This is a genomic window from Enterococcus sp. AZ089 (assembly GCF_050547225.1).
Taxonomy (GTDB): domain Bacteria; phylum Bacillota; class Bacilli; order Lactobacillales; family Enterococcaceae; genus Enterococcus_D; species Enterococcus_D entomosocium.
On the sequence record NZ_CP172954.1, the window covers coordinates 1,664,438 to 1,681,041 of the forward strand.

The 16,604-nt window shown below is 41.3% G+C and carries 16 protein-coding genes; 9 read left to right on the forward strand and 7 right to left on the reverse strand.

Going from position 1 to position 16,604, the window contains the following annotated elements:
• Window positions 1–12 precede the first annotated feature (12 nt).
• Window positions 13–621 (reverse strand): response regulator transcription factor, encoded by a 609-nt coding sequence (locus tag IGJ01_RS07725; protein WP_005236276.1) that lies wholly within the window; start codon window positions 619–621, stop codon window positions 13–15.
• The gene (locus IGJ01_RS07730; RefSeq protein WP_139843939.1) at window positions 611–2,383 is read right to left on the reverse strand and encodes a sensor histidine kinase; all 1,773 of its coding nucleotides are present in this window, start codon (window positions 2,381–2,383) and stop codon (window positions 611–613) included. Before IGJ01_RS07730 ends, IGJ01_RS07725 begins: the two co-directional genes overlap by 11 nt.
• A 371-nt stretch (window positions 2,384–2,754) precedes the next feature.
• On the opposite strand from IGJ01_RS07730, the gene IGJ01_RS07735 reads away from it, so the two are divergent.
• The 4 genes from IGJ01_RS07735 (at window position 2,755) to holA (ending at window position 7,253) form a co-directional block, all read left to right on the forward strand.
• Window positions 2,755–3,396: a helix-hairpin-helix domain-containing protein gene (locus IGJ01_RS07735; protein ID WP_008381358.1), complete on the forward strand. Its 642-nt coding sequence runs from the start codon at window positions 2,755–2,757 to the stop codon at window positions 3,394–3,396.
• A 93-nt stretch (window positions 3,397–3,489) separates the two neighbouring features.
• Window positions 3,490–3,987, forward strand: coding sequence for a ComE operon protein 2 (locus IGJ01_RS07740; protein WP_005236270.1), 498 nt, complete (start codon window positions 3,490–3,492; stop codon window positions 3,985–3,987).
• Entirely contained in the window at window positions 3,959–6,202 is a 2,244-nt protein-coding gene (locus tag IGJ01_RS07745; protein WP_086317355.1) for a DNA internalization-related competence protein ComEC/Rec2, read from the forward strand. The genes IGJ01_RS07740 and IGJ01_RS07745 overlap by 29 nt, the downstream gene beginning before the upstream one ends.
• Window positions 6,203–6,233: 31 nt before the next feature.
• Complete coding sequence (gene holA / locus IGJ01_RS07750; RefSeq protein ID WP_301389368.1) at window positions 6,234–7,253, forward strand: DNA polymerase III subunit delta; 1,020 nt, start codon at window positions 6,234–6,236, stop codon at window positions 7,251–7,253.
• A gap of 52 nt (window positions 7,254–7,305) precedes the next feature.
• On the opposite strand, the gene rpsT is transcribed toward holA, so the two are convergent.
• On the reverse strand, window positions 7,306–7,560 hold the full coding sequence (gene rpsT, locus IGJ01_RS07755) for a 30S ribosomal protein S20 (RefSeq protein ID WP_005230162.1): 255 nt from the start codon (window positions 7,558–7,560) through the stop codon (window positions 7,306–7,308).
• A 236-nt stretch (window positions 7,561–7,796) separates the two neighbouring features.
• Here rpsT and IGJ01_RS07760 point away from each other — a divergent pair, with 236 nt between their 5' ends.
• Window positions 7,797–8,852, forward strand: coding sequence for an inorganic phosphate transporter (locus IGJ01_RS07760; RefSeq protein ID WP_430601593.1), 1,056 nt, complete (start codon window positions 7,797–7,799; stop codon window positions 8,850–8,852).
• A 12-nt stretch (window positions 8,853–8,864) separates the two neighbouring features.
• Complete coding sequence (locus IGJ01_RS07765; protein WP_008381351.1) at window positions 8,865–9,488, forward strand: DUF47 domain-containing protein; 624 nt, start codon at window positions 8,865–8,867, stop codon at window positions 9,486–9,488.
• 74 nt (window positions 9,489–9,562) lie between these two features.
• On the opposite strand, the gene IGJ01_RS07770 is transcribed toward IGJ01_RS07765, so the two are convergent.
• The 3 genes from IGJ01_RS07770 to IGJ01_RS07780 all read right to left on the reverse strand — a co-directional run bounded on the left by IGJ01_RS07770 (window position 9,563) and on the right by IGJ01_RS07780 (window position 11,904).
• Window positions 9,563–10,396, reverse strand: a complete 834-nt coding sequence (locus IGJ01_RS07770; RefSeq protein WP_005236259.1) for an undecaprenyl-diphosphate phosphatase — start codon at window positions 10,394–10,396, stop codon at window positions 9,563–9,565.
• Between the two features lie 148 nt (window positions 10,397–10,544).
• Window positions 10,545–11,249, reverse strand: a complete 705-nt coding sequence (locus IGJ01_RS07775) for a histidine phosphatase family protein (RefSeq protein ID WP_430601594.1) — start codon at window positions 11,247–11,249, stop codon at window positions 10,545–10,547.
• Between the two features lie 34 nt (window positions 11,250–11,283).
• Window positions 11,284–11,904, reverse strand: a complete 621-nt coding sequence (locus IGJ01_RS07780; protein WP_430601595.1) for an MBL fold metallo-hydrolase — start codon at window positions 11,902–11,904, stop codon at window positions 11,284–11,286.
• Between the two features lie 98 nt (window positions 11,905–12,002).
• Here IGJ01_RS07780 and IGJ01_RS07785 point away from each other — a divergent pair, with 98 nt between their 5' ends.
• The 3 genes from IGJ01_RS07785 to IGJ01_RS07795 all read left to right on the forward strand — a co-directional run bounded on the left by IGJ01_RS07785 (window position 12,003) and on the right by IGJ01_RS07795 (window position 15,981).
• Window positions 12,003–12,416, forward strand: a complete 414-nt coding sequence (locus IGJ01_RS07785) for a GNAT family N-acetyltransferase (protein ID WP_008381348.1) — start codon at window positions 12,003–12,005, stop codon at window positions 12,414–12,416.
• Between the two features lie 279 nt (window positions 12,417–12,695).
• Window positions 12,696–13,232 carry a hypothetical protein gene (locus IGJ01_RS07790; protein ID WP_016613385.1) on the forward strand — a complete coding sequence of 179 codons (537 nt, stop codon included), beginning with the start codon at window positions 12,696–12,698 and terminating at the stop codon, window positions 13,230–13,232.
• Window positions 13,233–13,491: 259 nt separating this feature from the next.
• A complete protein-coding gene (locus IGJ01_RS07795; protein ID WP_430601596.1) occupies window positions 13,492–15,981 on the forward strand; it encodes an ATP-dependent DNA helicase in 2,490 nt (829 codons plus the stop codon).
• A 91-nt stretch (window positions 15,982–16,072) separates the two neighbouring features.
• Here the strand turns inward: IGJ01_RS07795 and IGJ01_RS07800 are convergent, their stop codons facing one another.
• Window positions 16,073–16,564, reverse strand: a complete 492-nt coding sequence (locus tag IGJ01_RS07800) for a YajQ family cyclic di-GMP-binding protein (protein ID WP_005230187.1) — start codon at window positions 16,562–16,564, stop codon at window positions 16,073–16,075.
• Between the last annotated feature and the right edge of the window lie 40 nt (window positions 16,565–16,604).

The following is a 16,604-nucleotide window of genomic DNA, read 5'->3' on the forward strand; positions in this document are numbered from 1 at the left end:
TTGCGGAGTTCATCATTTGATTAAATTCAGTTTGATTCCTTCTCGAACAGCACCGATCCTTGTTTGTACGTTCAACTTATTGCAGATAGATGAAACGTGGTTTTCGACGGTTCTGCGACTGATAAATAGTTTTTTTGCGATTTTTTCATTGGTTTGTTCCTGCGAAATCAATTCTAATACTTGCCGTTCTATCTCACTTAAGAGACGCATGTCTTTTTCAAGAAAAAGGTGTTCAGGGGAAACTTTATTGCCATGGTAGACCGTTTTTATCGTTGTGATCAATTCATCATACGAAGCTTCTTTTCTCAAAAAAGCCCATATACCAAGTTCAAAGGCACGCTTATGAAGAAGTGGTTCATAAAAACCCGACAGCATAATTATTTTTGGCAAAGTATCATCAGTTAAGGTATGAATACGAGGAATCAGCTCAAAGGCATGCGTGCCCTTTAGCATCATATCGAGGAGGACAATATCAATTGACTGGTTTGCCATAGCTTGAAAAAAATCTGTTGGTTTTGTAAATGCGCCTATAATCGAAAATGAGGGCTCTTTTTGCAGCGTATTTTTGATTCCTTCAAGGACGAGTTCGTGGTCGTCTAACAATGCAAGTTTAATCGGCATAGTTTGCTCCTTCGAAAATATTTTTTGGAATTCTAAGCTGAATGGTTGTAGGTGAGTAGTGAATGACAAATCTACCCGACAATAACGAAAGCTTTTCTTTAATTACATTTAATCCGAAATGAGGACCTTTACTAAGAGAGTCTTGTCCAAAAGTTCCGTTATCACTAATTTCGAATACTACTGTATCATCCTCAACTGCATTTGTGATTATCAGTTCTGTTGCATGTCCATGCAAAATACTGTTATTGAGCAATTCTTTGACTGAGCGCAAGATGAAGTTGTTGATTTCAGGTGAATCTGAATGGATGGTTCGGTCATAGGCAAAATGTATGAGCACAGGGTGGTTTTGCTGTATTTGAACGAAAAGAGAAGCCAATGTTTTTTCTAATCCTATTTCTTGCAGAAGCAGAGGATATATATCTGAGCAAAGTTCTCTTAAATCATAAATCAATTCATCAAGCTGCTGGATGATTTTTTCTTTTGGCACTGTTTGTCTATCATTTTCAATTTGACGTAACAAGTGGATGATCTCTTGAATGATCCCATCGTGAATATAGCTTGAAATTGTCTCTCGTTCTTTTTCAACTGCTAAAAATACATCTAGTGAATTCATTGGTTCATTATGGCGACTTGCTAAATAGAATAATTCTTGTAGAAGCGGCAAAAGAGTATATATTAAAAGGAAGAGATAAAGAATAATTAGTAGATTAGGAACGTAAGCGTTAAGTTGGCTGATAAAAATGACGATTACCGTTAAAAATAGTGAGAGTATCAGATAGATCGATCTGGTTGTGATACGGTACCGAAATTTCAAGACGCGATCAATTGCTAAGCGATGGAAAATTCCTATAAAAGGCAGAAAGATAAAAAATACCAGCATATAGTAAGGTGCACTCCATCCAATAGGGAATGCATATAAATAAAGAAAAGGGGCAATACTTACAAATAGAATTACTGGAAGGTTGACTTTGGTAGCTGTTCTATGTTTTTTGTGACTTTTATTAAAAAAAGAGAAGCAATATTCGCCAAGCATCAGTAGCATCAAGCTGTAAACAAAACCGACTGCTAAATATTCAGCGAGTACATAGCCAATCTGAAAAAAAGCGGCATAACAGGTTGCTGCTAGATTTAATAGGAGGAGCAGTGCTGGAAAGATTCCTATATTGCTTATTTTATATGAGCTGTTGATCTTCAAAAATGAATTCAAGAAAAATGGAAAAGTGGATAAGGAGATAATCAAAATCACTCTACCTAACGTATTCCCAATACTTGAAGGAAACGCCGCTAAAAAAATAAACGCAAATACAAAGAGCCATAAATAAAAAAGCCGTGATCTTTTTGAAAGAAGCTGTTTTCGATAAAAAAAGAGCAAGAATAAAACTAACGATCCACTAAAAGCTAAAAGTGTAAAAAATATCGGCAGAAATGTTTTGGGCGAATCAAAGCGATAAGTGATTCGTTGCTGCTCTCTTTGGATCGTGAGTGAATTGATTTGCTCGACAACTAGCCAATTTGTTAATTGTTTATTCTCTTTTGGCAAATTTCCATCGAGCTCTACTAGCTGATCATTGATTTGCAGCGAAGTATCCGCTCCCAGACCACCATCATAAATACGTTTTATAAACCATTCGTCATTTATTTGGTAAGCCCGAATGCCTAAATATGTAGTTTGATAAATAGTGTGAGTGAAATAAATCATCAAGATTAGGTAGAAACTCCCCAGTAAGATATGCATCATTTGCCATCTATACGATTTAATCAAGTCGGCCTCCTTTTTTTTGTGAAAAATTTCAAATGAAATGTTCAATTTATCACAAGGGTGATTATCATTGGCAGCATTCTTATCCATGGACTTTGAGACGCTGGGTTACTTTAGACATCCAACATTTCCCTGTGATTTTTTATCAAATAGTGTATCAATAGTTTCAATCTGATTCAAGCGCTTTTTGAAGATTTGCCTTAACAGCACCCTAATTCTGCAATACATTGTCATTTTGTCTAAGAATTTGCATTCTATGAAAATGGCACTATGATTGGTTCCGTCATTTTTTTGCTGCAAAAAGATCGTCTTTATTTTTCCGTTTTCCAAATAATACTGAATTATCTGCGTATTTCATCTATGAGGTGGTGAAAATGGATCGATGGAAGCTGTTCAAAGACTATTGGCGATTTGCAGTTGGTGGTGCTGTTTTGATGGTGTTGCTGATCATCTGGTTTGTACCGTTCTCGCAAAAAAAAGAAACAAACTGGCATTCAATGGCAGATGCAGCAGGTCAATCGTCTGAAATGGGGGAAGGTGGAGCCCTTCAAGAAGATAGTCTTCACGATGAAGAGTATGAGATCGTTATCGATGTCAAAGGGGAAGTGCACCAACCGGGAATTTATCGCTTGAAATCAGGTGCGCGGATGTATGAATTGATCGAACAAGCAGGTGGTCTGACAGAAGAGGCGTTAGAAACAGCCATAAACTTAGCACAAGTGCTACAAGATCAACAGATGGTGATCGTCCCTCATAAAGAGGATCAAGCGTTTATGGAGATGAATGCTTCAGGAGTAGGTGGCAGCCAAACAGCAGTGACACAAATCAATCTGAATCAAGCCAATGCACAGCAACTGCAAGAACTGCCAGGTGTGGGTGCCAAAAAAGCAGAAGCAATCATCGCTTACCGAGAAGAATATGGCTTTTTTAAACAGATTGATGACCTAAAAAAGATCACAGGCATCGGAGAGAAGACCTTTGAGTCCTTGAAAGAGATGATTACAGTGGCGGACTGAACCAAATAAATGTAAGAAATACTAAGAAATGACGGTTGAAAATTCAAGAAATTCGATTAGAATAGAACTAATCAATGACAAAGGAGCAAACGAATGAGCAATACGAGAATCCCATGGGACCAGTATTTTATGGCACAAGCTGTATTACTGTCTTTACGCAGTACGTGTTCCCGACTTGAAGTCGGCGCTACATTAGTCAAAGATCGCCGAATCATCGCTGGAGGCTACAACGGGTCCGTCAGTGGCGATGTACACTGCATTGACGATGGCTGTTATGTTGTCGATGACCATTGTATTCGGACGATTCATGCAGAAATGAATGCCTTATTGCAATGTGCAAAATTAGGGGTGTCAACAGACAATGCGGAAATCTATGTGACGCATTTTCCCTGTCTTCCCTGTACGAAAGCAATTTTGCAAGCAGGGGTCAAAAAGATCCATTATTTGAATGACTATCGCAACAATCAGTATGCAATGGAACTGATTCAACAAGTAGGTGCTTCCGTCCACCAAGTAGAACTCGATCCGGTGTATTTTGAAAAACTTTCGTTTGGTGTGCTGAATGATGCACAACCAACAAAAAAGAACTGATTCATTTTTATTTCTTAGTATTATTTTTGCTTGTTCGGTGACTGCTTACTATCGGCAGTCCATCTTACTGGGACTCATTGCACTTTATTATTTCGGGATGCTTGTCTTAAAACGACAAGCATTTTTGTGCATGATTTGTTTTGTCGGACTGTTGCTGTTAAGTGTCCGCGTTTCTCTTTCTCGGACTGGGAACATACAAGAAGGTGAGTATCAAGGGGTAGTCAATGTGCTGCCAGACACGATCAAAGTCAATGGCGATCTACTTACATTTGAAGCAAAATCCTCTGCAGGTAAAGTGATTGGCCGTTACACGGTTTATTCAGAGACTGAAAAACAGCAATGGCAGGATCGATCCGTTTGGGGAAGAAAGCTGCTGGTGAAAGGATTTTTTTCTCTTCCTGAAAAACCACGAAATCGCCATAGCTTTGACTATTCTGCCTATTTGGCCAGTCGATCGATTATTGGCACAGTCCATATTGAGAAAATTGTAGGAATGGAAGAAGCAGACTCAGGCTTTTCGCTTGCAAAAGTTCGAGCAGAGGTTATTTCTTCTGTGCAACGAATCTTTCCTGAACGCTCAGCAGCCTATATCAATGCGTTGCTCTTTGGTTTTAAAGACCATGACTTTCAAGAAGTACGTCAAATGTATCGTGCGAGTGGCTTATTGCATTTTTTTACGATCTCAGGAATGCATGTTGTCTTATTTTTCAAATGGTTTCGCGGATGCTTCTGCCGATTGGGGTTTACGCAAAAAGAAATGCTGTTGCCAATGGGGGTCTTTTTCTTGGTCGTAATTGGGATTTGTGGCGGCGGCATTAGTGTCTGGCGTGCTGTCTTGGCATTGTCGGTTACTCAAGTGACCACTCTTTATCAACAACGGCTATCGGCAAGTGATCATTATGGGATCGTCTTAACGGCTCTTTTATTCGTTGATCCCAAAGTATTGCTTCAAACATCGGGGCAACTAAGTCTTTTGATGACCTTCTTGATAGTAATGCAGCGACCAATCGGATTGACGTGGTTTTGGCGCTGTCAGTTCCTCACGGTGCTGGCTGCGCCTGTCATTGTCTCGCTCTTTTATGAATTCCCATTATTTGGGGGCTTTTTGACGTTTGTCTTTTTACCGTTTTTTCAATTGGTTTTGCTACCAGCCTGTTTCGTAATGTTCATTGCTGGGACACTTTTCCCAACCATCAGTGGGCTGATTGCCCTTTTTGAAGGGCTTTTGCTGCTTATGGAAGTTGTCGTGGGCGCTGTAGGAGGCGTGTCGATAACGGTGGGTGCCGTTCCTGCAGGATTGGCTGCTAGTTGTTGTTTGCTCAGCTTGCTCTGTTACCAAAAGAAACGGTGGCTGCTGGTGATCTGTTTTTCGCTTGTTGTACCAATCGTCTTTCAGAAGAATCGCGTTTTACCCACCATTAGTTATGTCGACGTTGGTCAAGGCGATAGTATCGTTTTACAGGCAGAAAAAAATCGCGAAGTTTATGTGATCGATACTGGAGGTTCTCTGTCTTTTCCGAAAGAAAACTGGCAAGAGCGCAAACGACAAGCTGCCGCGGAATCTACATTGATTCCTTTTTTGAAAGGGGAGGGAGTCAGGAAAATCACCGGGTTGTTTCTAACTCATGGGGACACGGACCATATGGGAGATGCGCTAGCATTGATGAAGGCGATCCCCGTTGAAACGTTATATCTCGTACCAGGAAGTGAACAAGATCACCGCATCGCCAAGCTTTTAAACGAACTGCCTAAGCAGACAAGCGTTGTTTGGACGACGGTTGGCCAAGTAGTGGGTGATTTCCTTCAGTTGCAAGTATTGGCACCAGAATCAGGTGCAGGGCAAAACGAAGATTCGCTGGTGATTAAAACCAAGGTAGGGGATAAAACATTTTTATTTACTGGCGATCTCGAACAAGCAGGGGAAAAAAAGTTGATTCATGATTATCCGAATCTTAAAGTTGATGTATTGAAACTAGGGCATCATGGCAGTCGAACCTCGACGGCACCTGAGTTTGTTGCGGCAATCGATCCCCAATTCGGGATCGTTTCAAGTGGACGGAACAATCGGTACGGGCATCCTCATGAAGAGGTGCTTGAAACGTTGGTAAATCAGACCGTTTTGCGAACCGATCAGCAAGGCATGATCCAATTTATTTGGTCTGAAAAACAACAATCATTTTTGATAAAAACGCTGCTAGACTATCCGATTGACTAATGGTAGGATAAGAATGAAAGCGGGGGGAACGATGGAATTACAAAAAGCGTTGCAAGCAATTCGAACCAAGGAGTTGCAATCGATTTATCTAGTCATCGGCAGTGAAATGTTTTTACAAGAGCAAGTTCGCACGGCCTTTTTGGAGCGTTTTTCCGTTGGGAAAGATGATCTGAATTTTGCTTCCTTTGACATGGAGAAAGATCCCCTTGATATGGTGATCCAAGAAGCCCAATCGTTGCCTTTTTTTGGCGATCAGCGATTACTTTTCGTTGAGCGGCCATTTTTCTTAACGGCTGAAAAAAAGAGCAATGCACCTGAGCATGACCTAGATGATTTTTTGAATTACATCAAAGACCCATTGGAATCATCGGTAATGGTGATTTTTGCAGATGTCGATAAATTAGATGAACGGAAAAAAATTACTAAGCAGCTGAAGAAAGCCGCAGTTGTGATTGATGTCGCACCTATGAAAGAAGCCGACGTGCGTCAGTATCTCCAACAGTCGTTGGCCAATGATGGCATCGAGATGAGCCGAGAGGCGTTTGATTTGTTTTTACGGTTAACGGATCTGCAACTATCAAAAGCGATGCAGGAGTTACAGAAACTACGATTGTATGCAGGAAACGGCAATAAAATCACGAAAGAGATCGTCTTGCAGTTGATCCCTAAGACGTTGGAACATAATGTCTTTGAATTAACCAGTGATGTCTTAAAGGGGAACGTATCGGATGCGTTGCGCTTGTATGACGATCTATTATTGCAAGGGGAAGAGACGATCAAGATCAATGCTATTTTGATCAGCCAAGTCCGTCTACTGTTACAGGCAGCGATTTTGATGAAAATTGGCTACCAGCAAGCCAATATCGCAGAAACGTTGGGGATTCATCCGTACCGAGTGAAGTTAGCGATGCAGCAAGCGCGAGGCTTTGGAGAAAAGCAATTAGCGGCACTCTATAACGAATTGATCGAAAATGATTACTTAGTAAAAAGTGGCCAGATGGACAAAGAGTATTTGTTCCAGCTATTTGTTTTAAAACATGGCAAACAGTAAGTCAAAAAGAAAGGCGCAGCAATCGATGATTGCTGCGCCTTTCTTAATTTGCTTATTTTGCAATTTTTTTACTTAAACGAGATTTGTCGCGACTAGCTTTGTTCTTGTGGATCAATCCTTTAGTCTCAGCCATATCGATTGCTTTAACAGCATCTTTATATAACGCATCTACGTTATCAGCACCAGCTTCAACAGCTTGATCAAATTTTTTGATTGCTGTACGCATTGTGCTTACTTGAGATGAATTCTTAGCATTAGCCGCTTCGCTTGTGCGAACACGTTTGATTGCAGATTCAATGTTTGGCATGTATTTCACCTCCGAAAAAAAAGTTCAATTACGTTTAGAAAACGTATAAATCAACACTAGTCATTATACCTAATGCCAAGAGTGATTGCAATAAAAGTTGTAAAGAAATTTTACTTAACACAAAAATTTGTTTTTTGGCCGTGCTATTTTTTGCTTTATGGTTTTGAAAAATGCTTCTTTACACATTTTTTACTGAATAGTTATAAAAAGTTTACACAGAAAGAGCTTTCTATGCTATGATTACTTCGGAATTTTTAAATGGGGGAATCTATGTGAATATCGCTTTGTTTCTAACGATTGTCTTGTCATTAGGGGTGATTTTCGTCAACGGGTGGACGGATGCGCCGAATGCTATTGCAACCGCTGTCTCCACGAGAGTCTTACGCCCGAATATCGCCATTGGCATGGCTGTCGTCATGAATTTCTTAGGTGTGCTAGTGATGACGTATTTTAATGCGCAAGTTGCAGAAACCATCAGTAATATTGTGACTTTTGACTCAGGCGGGAGTTTTCGGGTCTCACAGATCGCATTAGCCGCTGCCTTGTTTTCAATTGTTGTTTGGACGGTCGCAGCTTGGTATTTTGGGATCCCAACCAGTGAATCTCACGCATTGATTGCGGGATTGACAGGGGCTGCCATGGCTCTGGGTGGTTTACATGCAGTCAACGGTGAAGAATGGATGAAAGTCTTAATCGGTCTCGTTGTGTCTACGTTAATGGGGTTTATTGGTGGATTTTTGATCACGAAACTGATCGTATGGCTCTTTCGCGATACCCAACGGCGAAAAGCCAACAAAATTTTTACAGTTGGTCAAGCCATCGCGGCTGGTGCCAATGCCTTCTTGCATGGTGCCCAAGATGGACAAAAATTCATGGGTGTGTTCATGTTAGGCCTTTTTTACAACAATCTTGCTGAAAAGACCGGCAATGGCTTTGCCATCCCACTGTGGGTGATGGTTCTTTGTTCCTTGACCATGGGGATCGGTACATCGGTCGGTGGGATGAAGATCATTAAATCAGTGGGGATGGATATGGTAAAACTGGAAAAATACCAAGGCTTTTCTGCAGATGTTACTGCAGCAATCTGTTTGTTCTTGTCTTCCGTATTTGGTATCCCAGTTTCAACAACGCACACGAAAACGACCGCTATCATGGGCGTTGGAGCGTCTCGGCATTTTTCTAGCGTTGATTGGCGCATTGTAAAAGAAATGATCTATGCTTGGATTTTAACCTTTCCTGGCTGTGGATTGATTGCGTTTCTAATGGTCAAATTTTTATTGCTAATTTTGTGAGGAGAGAAAGTAATGGCACGAAAAAAAGGATTCGATTATTTTGCAGCAATGGAGCAGTTGGCGACGAACGGCCATTTAGCTGCCAAACGTTTTTCGCTTTTGATCAACGATTATTCTGAACGAGCATTGACCGAAGCAGCAGCTGAGATTCATGCTTTGGAAAAAGAAGGGGATAAAGTGATCGCTGAGCTAACCAATGAGTTATATGATTCATTTATCACCCCTATCGATCGCGAGGACATCCTAGTCATTTCAGAGCGTCTAGATGATATTTTGGATGGCATTATGGGACTGACTTATTTATTTGAGAATTTGGTCATTACGAAGATCCGCCCTGAAACCAACTTATTTGCTGGAATGATCGTTCAAGCGACACAAGGCGTTGAAACGGCCTTAAAAGAATTTCCTAAGTTCAAAAATTCAAAAACATTGCGTCAAATGATTAATGATGTGAATACGATTGAATCAGAAGCAGACCGTTTGTATTCAAAAATGAAAAAAGCGTTATTCACAGACGAAACGGACGTTCTTGAAATCATTAAATGGAAAGATGTTTATGATCGTTTTGAATCAATTATCAACGACACCGAAAGTGCGGTGGATATTATTGACGGTATGGTAATCAAAAACACGTGAGGAACTAGAGACCTTTCAAACAAAAAAAGAGCAACTCTTGGGCAGGTAAGTGCCACAAGAGTTGCTCTTTTTGCTTATAATTGGATCAGCCAATAGCCGATCAAAATGATTCCTAAAACGATACGATACCATCCAAATACGGTAAAATCGTTACGCTTGATGTAGTTCATCAAGAAACGGATCGCGATGATCGAAACGATGAATGAGACGATGGTTCCTGTTAATAAGATGACGGTTCCTTGGAAATCAAAGGCATTGCCATCTTTCAAAAACTTGAAGATTTTCAAGGCACTGGCACCAAACATGGTTGGAATACCTAAGAAAAATGAAAATTCAGCAGCAACATAACGAGAAGCGCCGATCATGATAGCACCTAAGATAGTAGCACCAGAACGAGAAGTTCCTGGGATCAATGCCAATACCTGGAACATGCCGACAATCAAGGCCGCTTTGTAGGTGAATTTGTTCAAATCGGTACATTTCGGTGCTTTATTCTTGTTTCGTTTTTCAACTACGATAAAGCCGATCCCATAAACGATCAAGACGATCGAAACGGAGAAAAAGTTGTAGAAGTGCGCATCTAACCAATCATCTAACGGCAATCCGATAATAACCGATGGCAAGACCGCAACAATAACTTTAAACCATAACGTCCACGTATCTTTTTTCTCTATTTCATTTTTTTGTGGGGAAAAAGGGTTCAGTTTATGGAAATATAAGTAGACGACCGCTAGTATCGCGCCCAATTGAATGACAACATTGAACATCGTCATAAATTCGGGGGTAACATTCAAACCGATAAATTCGTCGGCAAGAATCAAGTGACCAGTGCTGCTAATTGGCAGCCATTCCGTGATCCCTTCAATGATCCCAAATAAAATCGCTTTTATAAAATTTGTAAAAAACATTGGTCCAGTCCTTTCTATGACAAAATACAACTCTTAGTATACCGTTTCCTGATTCGAATACCAATCTTTTTCCTAAAAAAAGAGGGCAGTTTTTAAAACAAAAACTGCTCCTTTCTTGAAGAAATTGATTAGCCGTCAGAGGTTTCTCTTAGGACAAAAGCTCTTGAGAGAGCGCTAAGCCTTTTTTGATGTATTCTGTGTTACCAACTTCGGCGATGGTAAAGCTGCCGTCTTCGTAGATCAGTCGAGTGACCGAACCATTTTCAATATCCATACGAATATTGTTCTCATCATTGATCAGATGCAAAAGAAAAGCGATCGTTAAGCCGTGAGACACAACTAACGCATTGCCGCCGCCTTTTTTCTCAACGCGATAGGCGATATCTTCAAACCCTGTTTTGACACGTTCGGTCAACACATCAAAGGTTTCCGCCCAATTGGCTGTATCGGCGTGGTAGATCGCATTGGCGATCGCCTCAAACGTGACATGATTAGCAATCATCTCATCATAATCAGGAAAATCAAGAATCCGCGGCAGAACGCCCCACATTTCTGCATCATAGGCCCCTTCGAGGGAGCCAAAGCACCATTCACGAATCCGTTTGTCGATGTGATAAGGGATCTCCGGTCCTCTGACATGTTCACCCAGTATCAGACGCATGGTTTCAATCGCTCGACCGCTGTCACTGGATACTGCTTCTACAAAATCCACATCGCGTAACCCAAGGCCTAAATAGTGGATGCCTTGTTCACCGGTTCGAGTCAATGGGGTGTCACACCAGCCTTGCACCCGCTGCAATGTGTTAAACATTGTTTTTCCGTGACGCACGACATACAATTCCGTCTTTGCCATAACTAGTTATTCCTCCTTTTGATTCGTCATACGTTTATGCGTTAAAAAACGGATTGGTCCGTTTCTCAATTTCGATCGTTGTTGGTTCTCCGTGGCCAGGATAGACCGCCATTTGATTCGGTAAAACAAAGAGTTGCGTTTGGATGCTGGTCAGCAATTGTTCCAAATTTCCGGTTGGCAGGTCTGTCCGACCAATGCTACCTTTAAATAAGGCGTCTCCGGAAACGACAAAATTGTCAAAAATAAAACTGACGCTGCCAATGGAATGACCCGGGGTTGCAACAACCTTAAAGGACATGCCAGCTATCTCGTACTCTTTCAACTCTAGCTCGAATTCAGCTGGACGTGCGATGATGGTTCCTAATTCAGGATGACGGCCAGAAAGGTTTTTCATAGGATCACTTAGCCATCCTTGCTCAAGTGGACTCACGTAAACGGGGATCTGATAATAATCCCGCAAATGGTCAACTGCGCCGATATGGTCATAATGAGTGTGGGTCAATAAAATCGCTGCTGGTTTTGCGCCTGTTTTTTCGATCTCAGCGATCAATCTCGCTGCTTCTGCTCCAGGATCAATAATCAACAAAACATCTTCTTTCCAAATTAGGTAACAATTTTCTTGAACGGGTCCTGTCACTAAACCAATGATTTTCATGCTAAAACCTCCTAGGATCACAAATACTTGTGTCTGACTATAAGTATAGCTTAAAGTATAAGAGGAAACAAAGAAAGGTTTTTAGGAGTGAAAAATTAATGATAAAAACGATAAACGCAGAAGACAATCGTCAGGCAGTCTGTCAATGGCTAAATCATTCAACGAAAAAAACAGAGGCAGTGAGTGCCTTTTCCGATCAAGAGCAGCTTTCATTTGCTTTTTTTGACAATCAGGATCAACTTGGTGGGGTGATTGGAAAACGGACAGGCAATACGATCCATATTCAATTGTTAGCAGTTGATCCAAGCCATCAGAATCAGGGGATCGGGAAACAATTGATAAAAGCACTTTTTGATCACGGTAAAAAAGCGGGGTGTCGTTCCGTGACGGTTACCACCCAAGACTACCAAGCGCCGCAATTCTACCAAGCAGTCGGCTTCGAACCGTTTGCTGTGCTTACGGATACACCTGTGCTTGGCACGGATAGGCTTTACTTCGTGAAGATGCTGTGATCAACCTTTGGCAGGCAGGTGATAAGGATAACCAATAGTTTGATGAGAGAAAAGCTTAGAATTATTGTGGGAATTCGAAAATTTTTCTAAGAAACCGCATTAGCAAAAAACTGCTGTTATACTAATTGAAATAAGAAAGCGTTGATTCGTTTGAAACGGGTCTAGTTTTTGACAAAAGCATGAACATTCTTCGTGACCAACTTCGAGGAAAGTGTGTGATCTGTATCTTGCGTTAGTTTTGATTGGTATACCTCAACTTTTTGTAAGAAGGTGTTTTTTATGAAAAAATCCCTGCAATTTTTTTTCACTTTATGCTTCGCCGCGCTCGCTTTAGTGAGCTGTGGCCAAGAGGAGCTAACCATCAACGATTCGAAAGAAGTTTCTGAAACTGTTACTTCCGCCTCAAAAACGGTTGAAAATGGCGACCTTGATTTGATGCTGATCCAAGATGAGAGTGTTATCTTTCCGCAAAGCCAAGGGGTTTATGATTTTCATGAGAATGAGTTGACGATCGTTAAGCAGTATTTGCCGATGGCAGATTTAGAAGATAGTTCAGCCAGCTCTAGTGATGTTGCCTTGTATGAAGGACAAATCGAAAGTGATTTTCAGCGTCATTTTTCCCATTCAGAGGTACAGTTGTCCAACGACCCTTATCAAATTTATGAGATCACCTATCAAGATGCATCATACACGGTTGAAGGGAAGCATTTGACAATCAAAGCAGATGGACGGACCTTTGAGTTCACGTTAGATCTAGACAATCAACAAGCTTTTGACCAAAATGGTGTCAGTTATGATATTCAAGTCGATCAATAAATATCTCTCAAAAAATAGCCCTGCTTTACTTGCTTAGGTGAGTAGAGTAGGCTTTTTTGTAAATCCTTCGCCAAACCCATTTTCTGGAAGAAAAAATGAAGTCAATTATCTGATGAGTAGGTGTTTTGTTGCAAGTGGTTTTTTCATGGTGATAAAACCTGTTTAGATAGGATACTCTCCGCAGAGGATGAAAAGCTGTTTCTGTTCGCTTTTCCAAAAGTAATCTATCCGCTATAATGGCAAACGAGAAGGTGAACACGTGTATAAAGGAAAAGTTGCGGTTAGAAAAATCGTAGAATTTATTTTGCGCCGAGGCGATATTGATAGCCGCAAAGTCAGTAATCATACCGCGCAAGAAGGCGCCCGTATCCATCGCCAACTACAAAAAGAGGCTGGGGATGGGTATCAAAAAGAAGTCTTTTTCAAACGAGAAAGCCAAATTGAGAAAGATTCGATCACTGTCGAAGGACGTGCCGATGGTCTCTTTTTTGATGCAACTGTTAATTCTTGGGTGATCGATGAGATCAAAACTTCAGAACCAGCGTTCGAAGATATCCCTGAAGATCAAATCGATTTGTTTTTTGCCCAGGGAATGGTTTATGCTTATTTGTTTTTACTACAAGAAAATGAACAAGCAGCGCTTAGTGACAGTGAAAATCAAGAGAAACCAGAAGCAGAACCTACTGCTGAAGGTAATGATCCGAAGAGACCCATCGATCGAATCGCCGTACAATTGACTTATTATCAAACGACTGAAAAGCTGACTACCCGTACGAGAAGAACATTTCAGTTTTCAGAATTAGCTGTTTTTTATGAAGAATTACTTCAGGAATATCATAAATGGTTAGTTTTTCAAGAGAATTGGCGCCGTGTCCGCAATACGTCTTTGCAGCTGCTGTCTTTTCCCTTTGAAACCTTTCGCAAAGGGCAGCGAGAGTTAGCAGCAGCGGCGTATAAAACACTAAAAAATGGCAAGCGACTTTTTGCGGAAGCGCCAACTGGAACTGGAAAAACCATGTCAACGCTGTTTCCCGCATTAAAAGTGCTAGGGGAAGAAGGGGCTGATCGGGTCTTTTATCTGACGGCGAAGACGATCACCAGACAAGTGGCCGAAGATGCACTGAGCAAGTTAGCAGACAACGGTAGTGAAACCAAAAGTGTCACGATTACCGCCAAAGACAAAATCTGTTTTTTAGATGAACGAAACTGTACGCCAGAACACTGTGCGTATGCGCAAGGCTATTACAATCGAATCAACGAAGCATTATGGGATCTGTTGCATCACGAGAACCAAATAACCCGAGAAGTGATCGAGACCTACGGAAAGAAACATACGGTCTGTCCCTTCGAGCTTTCACTGGATGTCAGTGTCTTTTGCGATGTCATTATTGGTGATTATAATTATTTGTTTGATCCCACCGTTTATTTGCGAAGATTTTTTGAGGAGCCGGATGAAGAATATTTCTTTCTAGTGGATGAGGCCCATAACTTAGTCAACCGTTCCAAAGAAATGTATTCGGCAACCATTACCCGGCAGCCATTTAAGGAATTAAAGAAGAAACTATCCAATGACCAGCAAAAATTAAAACGCGCCCTAAACAAAGTTGACAAAGAATTTGCGGCTATTGCTCAAATAGCAAAAGAGGAAGAGTGGGAATATCACCATCAAGCAGCTCCCCATGAAACGATGGTCAATCAGCTCTACAAAGTAGCTGAATTGATGAAGGAATGGTTGCCGGCAAATCCTGAGCATGAATTGCAAGAAGAAGTGCTGCAAGTGTATTTTGAAGCTAACCATTATTTGAAGATCAGTGAATTTTATGATGATCACTACGAAACGACGGTGGAGATCGACCGCTATGATATCAAACTACGGCAATTTTGCATCGAACCAGCGCCGTTTTTGGAATCTGTGTTAGATAAGGGCAAGGCCAGCCTGTTGTTTTCTGCGAGCTTTACTCCTTTGTCCTATTATCAAGAGGTGTTAGGAGGCGGCAATGAAGCTTTGCGCTATCGCCTGCCAAGTCCTTTTGATCCGAAAAATCAGGGGATTTTTATTGCAGACTATATCCAAACAACGTATCGCCAACGTGAAGCCAGCATTCCTGCAATCGTTGATGCAATCCAGCAAATGACTGCAGCGAAAGCGGGAAACTATATGGTCTTTTTCCCTTCTTATCGTTACTTGGATGATGTGGCGGCAGCATTTTCCCAACAGGCGCCAGAGGTGGAGGTCTTGATTCAGGGGACAGCCATGAACGAAGTAGAGCGCGAGGCGTTTCTTGCACAGTTTCAATCTCTTGAGCGGCAACGATCATCCTTGCTAGAAACAAGTCAAGACGGACAAGAGAGCCAGCCAAAAACATTAGTGGCATTTTGTGTCCTTGGAGGAATTTTTTCTGAAGGGATCGACCTAAAAGGCGATCGCTTGATCGGTGCAGCAGTGGTAGGAGTCGGACTGCCGCAAATCAATCACGAGCAAGAATTGATTCGGGAATATTACGATGAGAAAAAGGCAGCTGGCTTTGCGTATGCCTATCAGCTGCCAGGGATGAATAAAGTCCTGCAAGCAGCCGGTCGAGTGATCCGGGATGTCAGCGATCGCGGCGTGGTGTTATTGCTGGATCAACGTTTTCGGACACCGCGTTACCAAGAACTTTTCCCACTGCACTGGCAGCATGCCTTAAACATTCGTCGGCCGCAAGAGTTATCAAAGGCATTGACTCATTTTTGGCAAGAAAAAAACTAGAAGCAGAGCTTTCAGGAGAGGTTGTGCAAAATCAGCAGATAAAGCTGATTTTGCCTAACCAACACGTTAGACTCTGTTCTAGTTTTTTTGATTAGCGATAATTTGTAAACTGTAAATCGATCGTTAAAGGCAGTTTACGCAATAATTGGATCACCTCTTGCAGATCGTCACGACTTTTGCCGGTTACCCGAATTTGATTGTCTTGAATTTGAGTTTTAACTTTTAGCTTGGCGTTTTTGATCGCAGTCGTTATTTTTTTGGCGTTTTCTTTATCGATGCCATTGATCAATTCTGCTGTTTGACGAGCTTTTGCTCCCAAGGCATGCTCCGTTTCGCCAAATTGTATATTTTTCGTTGGTACATTCCGTTTGATCAGCTTCGCAAAGAGCACATCTTTGATTTGCTCCAACTTAAATTCGTCATCTCCAACGATCGTCAGTTTGCCCTCAGTCATCTTGATTTCTACCGTGGAGCCTTTAAAATCAAATCGGTTTTTCAATTCTTTTTCCGCCTGTTGAATGGCGTTTTTCACTTCTTCTGTGTTGATCTCAGATACGACATCAAAACTTGCTTCTTTTGCCAAAATCAATCACTCCTCTCATCTCTTACCTATGATTTTAACA

Bases quoted from the DNA above. Each gene is read 5' to 3' on its own strand.
- IGJ01_RS07740 (WP_005236270.1), top strand. From the start codon at position 3,490: ATGAGCAATACGAGAATCCCATGGGACCAGTATTTTATGGCACAAGCT.
- IGJ01_RS07785 (WP_008381348.1), top strand. From the start codon at position 12,003: ATGATAAAAACGATAAACGCAGAAGACAATCGTCAGGCAGTCTGTCAA.
- IGJ01_RS07745 (WP_086317355.1), top strand. From the start codon at position 3,959: ATGATGCACAACCAACAAAAAAGAACTGATTCATTTTTATTTCTTAGT.
- IGJ01_RS07735 (WP_008381358.1), top strand. From the start codon at position 2,755: ATGGATCGATGGAAGCTGTTCAAAGACTATTGGCGATTTGCAGTTGGT.
- IGJ01_RS07760 (WP_430601593.1), top strand. From the start codon at position 7,797: ATGATTACTTCGGAATTTTTAAATGGGGGAATCTATGTGAATATCGCT.
- IGJ01_RS07765 (WP_008381351.1), top strand. From the start codon at position 8,865: ATGGCACGAAAAAAAGGATTCGATTATTTTGCAGCAATGGAGCAGTTG.
- IGJ01_RS07775 (WP_430601594.1), bottom strand. From the start codon at position 11,249: ATGGCAAAGACGGAATTGTATGTCGTGCGTCACGGAAAAACAATGTTT.
- IGJ01_RS07725 (WP_005236276.1), bottom strand. From the start codon at position 621: ATGCCGATTAAACTTGCATTGTTAGACGACCACGAACTCGTCCTTGAA.
- IGJ01_RS07780 (WP_430601595.1), bottom strand. From the start codon at position 11,904: ATGAAAATCATTGGTTTAGTGACAGGACCCGTTCAAGAAAATTGTTAC.
- rpsT (WP_005230162.1), bottom strand. From the start codon at position 7,560: ATGCCAAACATTGAATCTGCAATCAAACGTGTTCGCACAAGCGAAGCG.
- IGJ01_RS07790 (WP_016613385.1), top strand. From the start codon at position 12,696: ATGAAAAAATCCCTGCAATTTTTTTTCACTTTATGCTTCGCCGCGCTC.
- holA (WP_301389368.1), top strand. From the start codon at position 6,234: ATGGAATTACAAAAAGCGTTGCAAGCAATTCGAACCAAGGAGTTGCAA.
- IGJ01_RS07770 (WP_005236259.1), bottom strand. From the start codon at position 10,396: ATGTTTTTTACAAATTTTATAAAAGCGATTTTATTTGGGATCATTGAA.